This window comes from Pseudomonas sp. MMS21 TM103, from assembly GCF_022132145.1.
Lineage (GTDB): Bacteria > Pseudomonadota > Gammaproteobacteria > Pseudomonadales > Pseudomonadaceae > Aquipseudomonas.
The window spans coordinates 856930-866028 of sequence record NZ_JAJISP010000002.1 but is presented as its reverse complement, the minus strand read 5'-3'; the positions used below and the strand labels follow the sequence as shown (position 1 = coordinate 866028).

Annotated in this window: 8 protein-coding genes and 1 tRNA gene; 4 read left to right on the top strand and 5 right to left on the bottom strand. The window is 63.5% G+C overall.

All coding sequences use genetic code 11. The features are described 5' to 3' along the window. Positions 1–46 precede the first annotated feature (46 nt). Positions 47–123, bottom strand: a tRNA-Met gene (locus LJY18_RS11105). Positions 124–385: 262 nt separating this feature from the next. Between LJY18_RS11105 and LJY18_RS11100 the strand changes: the two genes are divergently transcribed. Together LJY18_RS11100 and dinB are read left to right on the top strand one after the other, a co-directional pair. Beyond that, the gene (locus LJY18_RS11100) at positions 386–598 is read left to right on the top strand and encodes a zinc ribbon domain-containing protein (protein WP_238041844.1); all 213 of its coding nucleotides are present in this window, start codon (positions 386–388) and stop codon (positions 596–598) included. Positions 599–626: 28 nt separating this feature from the next. Continuing rightward, complete coding sequence (gene dinB / locus LJY18_RS11095) at positions 627–1688, top strand: DNA polymerase IV (protein ID WP_238041843.1); 1062 nt, start codon at positions 627–629, stop codon at positions 1686–1688. 54 nt (positions 1689–1742) lie between these two features. On the opposite strand, the gene LJY18_RS11090 is transcribed toward dinB, so the two are convergent. The 4 genes from LJY18_RS11090 to LJY18_RS11075 form a co-directional block, all read right to left on the bottom strand. Further along, positions 1743–2147, bottom strand: a complete 405-nt coding sequence (locus tag LJY18_RS11090; RefSeq protein WP_238041842.1) for an META domain-containing protein — start codon at positions 2145–2147, stop codon at positions 1743–1745. Then, positions 2144–2581, bottom strand: a complete 438-nt coding sequence (locus LJY18_RS11085; protein ID WP_238041841.1) for a hypothetical protein — start codon at positions 2579–2581, stop codon at positions 2144–2146. Before LJY18_RS11085 ends, LJY18_RS11090 begins: the two co-directional genes overlap by 4 nt. 27 nt (positions 2582–2608) lie before the next feature. After that, positions 2609–3604, bottom strand: a complete 996-nt coding sequence (locus LJY18_RS11080) for a 2-hydroxyacid dehydrogenase (protein ID WP_238041840.1) — start codon at positions 3602–3604, stop codon at positions 2609–2611. A gap of 231 nt (positions 3605–3835) precedes the next feature. Further along, the gene (locus LJY18_RS11075; RefSeq protein ID WP_238041839.1) at positions 3836–6589 is read right to left on the bottom strand and encodes a response regulator; all 2754 of its coding nucleotides are present in this window, start codon (positions 6587–6589) and stop codon (positions 3836–3838) included. A 185-nt stretch (positions 6590–6774) separates the two neighbouring features. On the opposite strand from LJY18_RS11075, the gene cysM reads away from it, so the two are divergent. Both cysM and rlmD read left to right on the top strand, forming a co-directional pair. Continuing rightward, positions 6775–7680 carry a cysteine synthase CysM gene (cysM, locus tag LJY18_RS11070; protein ID WP_238041838.1) on the top strand — a complete coding sequence of 302 codons (906 nt, stop codon included), beginning with the start codon at positions 6775–6777 and terminating at the stop codon, positions 7678–7680. Beyond that, entirely contained in the window at positions 7680–9032 is a 1353-nt protein-coding gene (gene rlmD, locus LJY18_RS11065) for a 23S rRNA (uracil(1939)-C(5))-methyltransferase RlmD (protein ID WP_238041837.1), read from the top strand. Before cysM ends, rlmD begins: the two co-directional genes overlap by 1 nt. The last annotated feature ends 67 nt before the right edge of the window (positions 9033–9099 follow it).

Sequence of the window (9099 nt, the reverse complement as noted above, 5' to 3'; positions counted from 1 at the left end):
CACAAACAAAAAAGGCCACTCGATTGAGTGGCCTTTCTTGAGTATCTGGTTGCGGGAGCAGGATTTGAACCTACGACCTTCGGGTTATGAGCCCGACGAGCTACCAGACTGCTCCATCCCGCGGCGCCAATTCTATCGTCAAAAACCCGCCTGTCAACTCTTGTCTTGGAAAAACTGTTGTTTGTTCAAATGCTTAGCGTTGTTCCGGGGGCTTCAGCCAGGCGTCTGGCCTGGCAGGCCGGGGCTTGAGGAGGAATAAGGCTGGGCGTGCTGTATGTCTGGGCGGGTCTGATAGGTGCGGTCATGTGCCGGCCGGTGATCACTGGCGTAGCCCATCAACCCGCTGTTGGGCTAGAGTCGGCGGTTATTCAGTTGGAGGATGATGATGGGACTTGAATGCAAAGCTTGCGGTGCGCCGCTACCGAACCAGGCAACGACTTGTCCGGCCTGTGGCGCCGCAGTGCCGAAGAAGATGAAGCTGTTGCCCTTGGCGGCCTTCATGCTGATCGTCATCCTGGTGATTCAGGCATATATGGACAAGCCTGAGCCCGAGGCTGGCGCCGTCGAGCCGGCGCCAGCGGCCTCTGCGGCCGAGTAGCGGGTTGCTGAATTAACGACTGCGAATCATGAGCGCGAGAAAAATCATCCACGTTGACTGCGACTGCTTCTATGCCGCTATCGAGATGCGTGACGACCCGAGCCTGGCCGGTAAGCCGTTGGCGGTGGGGGGCGCCGCAGATCGCCGTGGGGTGATCGCTACCTGCAATTACGAGGCCCGCGCCTATGGAGTGCGCTCGGCGATGGCCTCCATGCATGCGTTGAAACTGTGCCCGGACTTGCTGATCGTCAAGCCGCGGATGGATGCCTATAAGATGGTTTCGCGCGAAATCCAGGCGATCTTCCGTGAGTACACCGAGCTGATCGAGCCGCTGTCGCTGGATGAAGCCTATCTGGATGTCTCGGACAGCCCGCACTTTGCCGGCAGTGCCACGCGAATTGCCCAGGACATTCGCCGGAGGGTCTCGCAGGAGCTGCACATCACCGTCTCCGCGGGCGTGGCGCCGAACAAGTTTCTGGCCAAGATCGCCAGCGACTGGAAGAAGCCCAACGGCTTGTTCGTGATCACCCCGGATCAGGTCGAGGCGTTTGTTGCTGTCTTGCCGGTGAGTAAGCTGCACGGGGTCGGAAAGGTGACCGCCGACAAGCTGGCGCGGCGCGGTATCCGTACCTGCGCGGATCTGCGTGAGTGGAACAAGCTGGGCCTGGTGAAAGAGTTTGGTAGTTTCGGCGAGCGTCTCTGGGGGCTGGCTCGCGGCATTGACGAGCGTGCGGTGCAGACCGACAGCCGCCGGCAAACGGTCAGCGTGGAAACCACCTACGATCAGGATCTGCCGGATCTGCCGGCCTGTCTGGGGCAGCTGCCGCAGCTGCTCGACGAGTTGGCGAGGCGCATGGCGCGGCTGGATGCGAGTTATCGGCCGGACAAACCCTTCGTCAAGATCAAGTTCCATGACTTCACCCAGACCACCCTGGAGCAGGCCGGTGCACGCTGGGATCTGGATAGTTACCGGCTGCTGCTGAGCGCGGCTTTCGCTCGCGGCAACAAACCGGTGCGTTTATTGGGTGTTGGTGTGCGCCTGCACGACTTGCGTGGGCGCCATGAACAGTTGGAGTTGTTTACGCGGTAACCGGCCCCGCGGAGGCGTCTCCGCAAGGCGTTCGGTTTGCCCCCAGCTTGAAGATCAGCCTTGTTCCGGCCACAGGCGCAGCGGCTTGCCTTCTGCGGGCCACAGGCGCAGCTGCTCGATCGGCGAGACATCCCAGCGCCGCACCTTGCCCAGGCTGTCGAGGAAGCGTGCTTCTTGCTCCATCAGCGCCGGGGCGCAGATTTTTCGGGTGCTACCGGCGGCGTCGAAGGCGAGTTGTTGGCCGGCCAGCTTGTACCGGGCGAACCAGTGATTGCAGCCGGCGTTACCGTAGGCACGACCGTCCTCGCCGAATGTGATGGTCAGGTGGCTGCGGTCGATCAGCGGGTGTTCGCCAATCCATTCCACTTGGTAGCTGCGTTCGGTCTCGAGTTGCAGCGGGGCACTGGCGCAGCCGAGCAGGCTGGCGCTGAGCAGGCTGGCGGCGAGGGCACGTGTCATGGCGCTTCCTGCCGGCATTGCGGGCACAGGTGGTGGCCTTTCTGGCTGCTCCAGCCCAGTTGCTGGATCCGTGCTTCGGCTGCTGGCGCCTGGGCTTTCTTGCCCAGCGCGGCATCGACGGCGAACTCGAAGTCGAGCTGGGCAGCACAGCCGTCGCAGTTGACCTGCCAATTGAAGATCGCCAATTCGCCAAAGACCGGGCCTTTGGCGACTGCAACCCATTGCCCGGCTGGGTTGATCAGGTGGCGTACCTTTTCGACCTCTAAGCGCATGCTCAGCTCGCGACTGCCTTTGAGGGTGACCAGCAGGCTGTCGCCGCTGCGCATCGAGCCGCCGTTGCCGGTGACCTGGTAGCGGCCCGGTGCCAGTGCGCGGCATTCAATCAGGGTGTGTTCGGGGTTGAGCAGGGTGTAGCGAAAGTCGTGTTCGGCCATGGTTCCTCCAAGTCAGCGCAAATGCTATCACGCGCCGGCCTGCACCTGATTGCTCGGTGTGCCGGCGGCCCAGGCGGCGATGTTGTCGAGGGTGGTGCGGGCGATGGCTGCCAGCGCTTCCTGGGTGAGGAAGGCCTGGTGGGCGGTGATGATGACGTTGGGGAAGCTCAGCAGGCGTGCCAATACGTCGTCCTGCAGTGGCAGGTCGGAACAGTCCTCGAAAAACAGCTCGGCTTCTTCCTCGTAAACATCCAGGCCCAGGTAGCCGAGCTGGCCGCTTTTCAACGCGCCAATCAGCGCCGGGGTATCGATCAGGGCGCCGCGTCCGGTGTTGATCAGCATGGTCCCGGGTTTCATCTGGTGCAGGCTCTGGGCGTTGATCAGGTGGTGGCTGCTCTCCGTCAACGGGCAATGCAGGCTGATGATGTCGCTATCGGCTAACAGTTGCGCCAGTGAGACCTGGTTGCCGCCCAGTGCTCCCAGGCCCGCTACGGGAGTCGGGTCGAACACCTGCAGGCGGCAACCAAAGCCGGCCATGATCCGTGCGAAGACCATCCCGATCTTGCCGCCGCCGATGATGCCAACGTTCTTGCCATGCAGGTCGAAGCCGGTCAGGCCGTGCAGGGAAAAATCGCCTTCGCGGGTGCGGTTGAAGGCGCGGTGAATGCGCCGGTTGAGTGCCAGGATCAACGCCACCGCATGCTCGGCCACCGCGTGCGGTGAATAGGCGGGCACCCGGACCACGCAGAGGCCAAGCCGCTGCGCTGCCTTGAGGTCGACATGGTTGTAGCCCGCCGAGCGCAGGGCAATCAGGCGTGTGCCGCCGGCGGCCAGGCGCTCCAGCACCGGCGCCGAGAGTTCATCATTGATAAAGGCGCAGACCACATCATGGCCCGCAGCCAGGGCAACGCTGTCGATGGTCAGGCGCGCCTGCTGGAAATGCAATTGATAGTCAGCGGGCGCGCCAGCGGCATTAAAGCTCTCGCTGTCATAGGGCTTGCTACTGAAAAAGAGGATTTGCATGCTGCCTCCTGGTGGCCTGTACGGTCAGTTGATTAGATCAAATTCGCCGGCTCAAGCCTTGTCCGTGGGCGGGCTGCGCCTCGGTTTGTCCTGCACCGTGACAGCACACCCTGTTAGCCCGGCGGACCGCATTCGCCGCGGGGCGCATGGCTGTCGAAAATGCCGCAAGCCTGCCGGCAGGGCTTCGGACAGGCTTGAGTCCATGGATCAACGGCTTTACCGATCAGGCTGCTAGGCACTGATCTGTAGCTCTTTGGCCAGCCGTTCGATCGCGGCATCGAGCAGGTCCAGCGCGCCGGGCGCAGCGGGGTCGTTCTGTTTCAGCAGGGTTTCGCTGCGCTGACAGGCGGCACGCAGTTGCGGCACACCGCAGTAGCGGGTAGCGCCGTGCAGGCGGTGCACGCGTTCGATCAGGGCATTGCGCTCACCCGTCTCGCGGGCCTGTTGGATGGCCAGACGATCGGCGGGCAGGCCGGCCAGCAGCATGCTCAGCATGTCGGCGGCCAGGTCGGCTTTGCCGGCTGCCAGGCGCAGGCCTTCTTCGGAGTCCAGTACACGCAGGCTACGGCCTGCATTGGCGCTGTCGCTGGTTTGCTCGGGGCCTTGGTTGCGCAGCGCCAGGCCGGTCCATTTGAGCACCACCTGGGCCAGTTGCCGTTCGCTGATGGGCTTGGTCAGGTAGTCATCCAGGCCGCTTTGCAGCAGGGCGCGTTTTTCGTTGGCCAGGGCGTGGGCAGTCAGGGCGACTATCGGCGTGGGAGGCTGGTCGTGTTCGCTCTCATGCTGGCGAATCGCTTCGGTGGTTTGGCGGCCGTCCATGCCGGGCATCTGCACGTCCATGAGAATCAGGTCGAAGCTTTCCTGCTGGGCCTTTTCCAGGGCTTCGTAGCCGCTGCTGGCTGTGCTGACCAGAGCGCCCATGTCGTCCAGCAGGGTTTGCACCAGCAGCAGATTGGCCGGGTTGTCATCGACGCAGAGCACTCGCGGTGGCCGGCTCGGGGCCAGAGTAGTGGCCTCCGTACGCGCTTGCCGTGGGCTGACCAGTTCGGCCAACGCGCGTTGCAGCTTGCGTGTGCAGGCCGGCTTGGCCTGCAGTTGGCTGTGCGCGTCGGGCAGGACTTCGTGATAGAGCGCCTGTTCGGTGGTCGGGCAGAGCACCACGGTCTTGCAGGCGAGGCGCTCGAGATCCCAGATGCGCTGGCCCAGGCGCTCCGGCGGCAGGTGCTGGGTGCTGACGCCGAGGACGGCGATATTCATCGGTTGGCCGCTGTGGTGCGCGCTGGCGACAGCTTCAAGCAGGTTGTCGAGATTGTCGAAGGCGCTGACCAGCAGGCCGCAGTCTTCCAGTTGATGTTGCAAGGCCTGGCGTGACAGCTCATGACTTTCCAGGATGGCCGCGCGGCGTCCGAGCAGCGGGGCGCGGGGCAGATCTTCGGCGTCATCCCGGGCTTTCGGCAGGCTCAGGCTGATCCAGAACTCCGAACCCTCGCCAGGCGTGCTATCGACACCGATCTCGCCGCCCATTTGCTCGATCAGACGCTTGGAAATCACCAGGCCCAGGCCGGTGCCGCCAGCCTGGCGCGACAGTGAGTTGTCGGCCTGGCTGAAGGCCTGAAACAGTGCGCGCAGGTCTTCGCTGGACAGGCCGATACCGGTATCGCGCACGCTGATGCGCAGTTGGGCGCGGTCGTCGCTCTCATCTTCGAGCATGGCGCGCATGACGATGCTGCCTTCACGGGTGAACTTGATCGCGTTACTGACCAGGTTGGTCAGGATCTGCTTGAGCCGCAACGGATCGCCCAGCAGGGTCAGCGGCGTGTCGCGGTAAACCAGGCTGAGCAGCTCCAGGCGTTTTTCATGGGCAACCGGGGCGAGGATGGTCAGGGTGTCCTGCAGCAGGTCGCGCAGGTTGAAGGGAATGCTTTCCAGGATCAGCTTGCCGGCTTCGATCTTGGAGAAGTCGAGGACCTCGTTGATGATCCCGAGCAGGCTGTCGGCGGATTTCTCGATGGTGCCCAGGTAATCCTGCTGGCGTGGAGTCAGTTCGCTTTTCTGCAGCAGGTTGGTGAAGCCGAGAATGCCGTTGAGCGGGGTGCGGATTTCGTGGCTCATGTTGGCGAGGAATTCGGATTTGATCCGGCTGGCCTCCAGGGCTTCCCGGCGGGCGAAGTCCAGTTCGATATTCTGGATCTCGATGGTCTCCAGGTTCTGGCGTACGTCTTCAGTGGCCTGGTCAACGCTGTGTTGCAACTCTTCCTGGGCGTTGAGCAGGGATTCGGCCATGCGATTGATGCCCGAGGCCAGTTCGTCAAGTTCATGGCTGCCGAGCGATGGCAGGCGGGTGTGCAGGTGACCATCCTTGAGTTGCGCGACGCTGTATTTGATCTGCCGCAGGGGGTCGTTGATGCTGCGGCTCATTCGCAGGGCGAGCAGGGCGGTGACGATCAGGCCGGTGCCAATCAGCAGCAGGCTGGCTAGCAGGCTGCGGTAACCCTTGAGCAGGGTGCCCTGGTGTGACAGCTCGAGTTCGACCCAGCCGAGCAGGTTGCTGTCGGGCTGCGTCAGCGGCTCGCCCGTGAGGCTCAACTGTTGTGCCAGCACCGGGAGGAGAAAGCGCGTGGCATCCTGGCTGCTGCGGCGTCCCCCCTGGCTCGGATCATCGGCGGGTGGCTGGTCGAGCATGCCTGGGCCGGCATGGGCCAGGCGCTCGCGCTCGGCACCGAGGAAGCTCACGGCTCTTACGTCCGGCTGCTCGAGCGTCTGCGTGGCAATACGTTGCAGCAGCGCTGCGTCATGACGCTCCAGAGCAGGCGCGGCCAGCGGCGCCAGCTGTTCGGCGATCATCTGTCCGCGTTGCAGCAGTTGCGCCTGCAAGTCAGACAGTTGCGCCCAGGTGAAGTAGCCACCGAGCACCAGCGCCAACAGGCTGGTGGGCAGCAGAGTGAGCATGAGCACACGGCCTTTTATGCCTAGATCCTTGAACACGGACTTCCTTCCTCGTTGCCTGTCGGCTGAACTCAAGCTGGCAGTGTAACGGCTGGTCTTGGCTGAACAAGAGTGGCGTCGCCCTGGCAGCATGCTGCAACAAGGCGGACCATCGCCGGTTATGGCCGCTGCCCGTTTGCCGCTATCATAGGGACCCTTCCAGCCATCTGGACCTGATCGACGCCATGACTTTGCAATACCCTACTATCGCCGATTGCGTCGGCAACACTCCGCTGGTGCGTTTGCAGCGCCTGCCCGGCAATACCTCCAATACCTTGCTGGTGAAGCTGGAAGGTAACAATCCGGCTGGCTCGGTGAAGGACCGGCCGGCACTGTCGATGATTACCCGTGCCGAGTTGCGCGGCGACATTCACCCCGGCGATACCCTGATCGAGGCCACTTCCGGCAACACCGGTATTGCCCTGGCGATGGCCGCGGCGATCAAGGGTTACAAGATGATCCTGATCATGCCGGACAACTCCACCGCCGAGCGCAAGGCGGCGATGACCGCCTACGGTGCCGAGTTGGTGCTGGTGTCGCGCGAGGAGGGCATGGAAGGGGCCCGCGATCTGGCCGACAGTCTGGAGCGAGGGGGGCGCGGAAAGGTGCTCGATCAGTTCGCCAATGGCGATAACCCCGAGGCCCACTACCTGGGCACCGGCCCGGAAATCTGGCGCCAGACCCAGGGCCAGATCACCCACTTCATCAGTTCCATGGGCACCACCGGAACTATCATGGGCGTCTCGCGCTACCTCAAGGAGCAGAATCCGCAGGTGCAGATCGTCGGCTTGCAGCCGATGGAAGGCGCGACCATTCCCGGTATTCGCCGCTGGCCCGAGGAGTATCTGCCGAGGATCTACCAGGCCAGCCGCGTTGACCGGATTGTCGACATGGCCCAGCGCGAAGCCGAGGATGTGATGCGCCGCCTGGCGCGTGAAGAAGGCATCTTCTGTGGGGTGTCCTCCGGCGGGGCGGTGGCGGCGATGCTGCACCTGTCAGCTGAAGTGGAGAATGCGGTGATGGTGGCGATCATCTGCGATCGCGGCGACCGCTACCTGTCGACGGGCGTGTACGACACGCCGGAGCTCTGATGGCCAAGAAAACCAGCGGTTTGCGCTTCCAGCCCAGCGGCGGTGTACGCGCGGCGCAGATACCGGTCGGCAAGAAGCAGAAGCTCAGCATCGAGCGGCTGGCCAACGATGGTCGCGGTATTGCTTTTGTCGAGGGGCGCACCTGGTTCGTCAGTGGCGCGCTGCCCGGCGAGCAGGTCGAAGCCCGGGTTCTGGGCGCGCGCAGTCAGGTGGTCGATGCACGCAGCGAGCGAATTTTCAGCGCCAGCCCCGAGCGGCGGCTGGAGCCTTGTGCCCATGCGCGCACCTGCGGCGGTTGCAGCGTCCAGCACATGAGCCATGCCGACCAGCTGGCCCTGAAACAGCGCATGCTCAGCGATCAGTTCAGCCGCTTGGCTGACTTGCAACCGGATGAGTGGGCACCACCATTGGTCGGGCCGGAGTTCGGCTACCGTCGCCGGGCGCGCATTGCCGTGCGCTGGGACGTCAAACACAAACGGCTGGACGTCGGCTTTCGCGCCGCGGCCAGCCAGGACATCGTCGCCATCGCCGATTGTCCCGTTCTGGTGCAGCCTTTGCAGCCAATCCTGCGCGCGTTGCCAGCGGTCTTGCAGGCGCTGGAAAACCCCCAGGCCATTGGTCACGTCGAGTTGTTTTATGGCAGCGCCAGCGCTGTATTGGTGCGTCATACCTGCGCCTTGGGCGAGGCCGATCTGGCTCGCTTGCAGGCATTCTGCGTGGCCCATGACGGGCAGCTCTGGCTGCATGGCGTCGGTGCACCGCAGCCGTTCGAACCAGAGCAGAGCCTGGGTTACCACCTGTCGCGCTGGGACCTGCAGCTGGCCTATCGGCCCGGCGATTTTGTCCAGGTCAATGCGCCGGTGAACGAAGCGATGGTCGCCCAGGCGCTGGACTGGCTGGCGCCGCAGGCGGATGAACGGGTCTTGGATCTGTTCTGTGGACTGGGTAATTTCGCCTTGCCGCTGGCGCGCCAGGCGCGTGAGGTGGTGGCGGTGGAAGGGGTGCAGGCGATGGTCGAGCGGGCGGCGCAGAATGCGGAGAGCAATGGCATCGACAACCTACACTTCTTTCAGGCCGACCTGTCGAATCCGCTGGCCGAGAGTGGTTGGGCGCAAGGCGGTTTTGCCGCCGTGTTGCTCGACCCGCCGCGAGACGGTGCGTTGCAGGTGGTCAGGCAGATCGGCAGTCTCGGCGCCAAGCGTCTGGTCTATGTCTCGTGCAACCCGACCACCTTGGCGCGTGACACGGCCGAGTTGCTGGCGCAAGGTTACCGGCTGGAAAAGGCCGGCATCCTCGATATGTTTCCGCAAACGGCGCATGTAGAGGCGATGGCCTTGTTCGTCAGGCCGTAGAGTGAAAGCGCATAGCTAGGGATGAAGGCCGCTTGGCTTTGCCGCCATCAACCCTTATCTATGCTGT

Bases quoted from the DNA above. Each gene is read 5' to 3' on its own strand.
- LJY18_RS11100 (WP_238041844.1), top strand. From the start codon at position 386: ATGGGACTTGAATGCAAAGCTTGCGGTGCGCCGCTACCGAACCAGGCA.
- dinB (WP_238041843.1), top strand. From the start codon at position 627: ATGAGCGCGAGAAAAATCATCCACGTTGACTGCGACTGCTTCTATGCC.
- LJY18_RS11090 (WP_238041842.1), bottom strand. From the start codon at position 2,147: ATGACACGTGCCCTCGCCGCCAGCCTGCTCAGCGCCAGCCTGCTCGGC.
- LJY18_RS11080 (WP_238041840.1), bottom strand. From the start codon at position 3,604: ATGCAAATCCTCTTTTTCAGTAGCAAGCCCTATGACAGCGAGAGCTTT.
- rlmD (WP_238041837.1), top strand. From the start codon at position 7,680: ATGGCCAAGAAAACCAGCGGTTTGCGCTTCCAGCCCAGCGGCGGTGTA.
- LJY18_RS11085 (WP_238041841.1), bottom strand. From the start codon at position 2,581: ATGGCCGAACACGACTTTCGCTACACCCTGCTCAACCCCGAACACACC.
- cysM (WP_238041838.1), top strand. From the start codon at position 6,775: ATGACTTTGCAATACCCTACTATCGCCGATTGCGTCGGCAACACTCCG.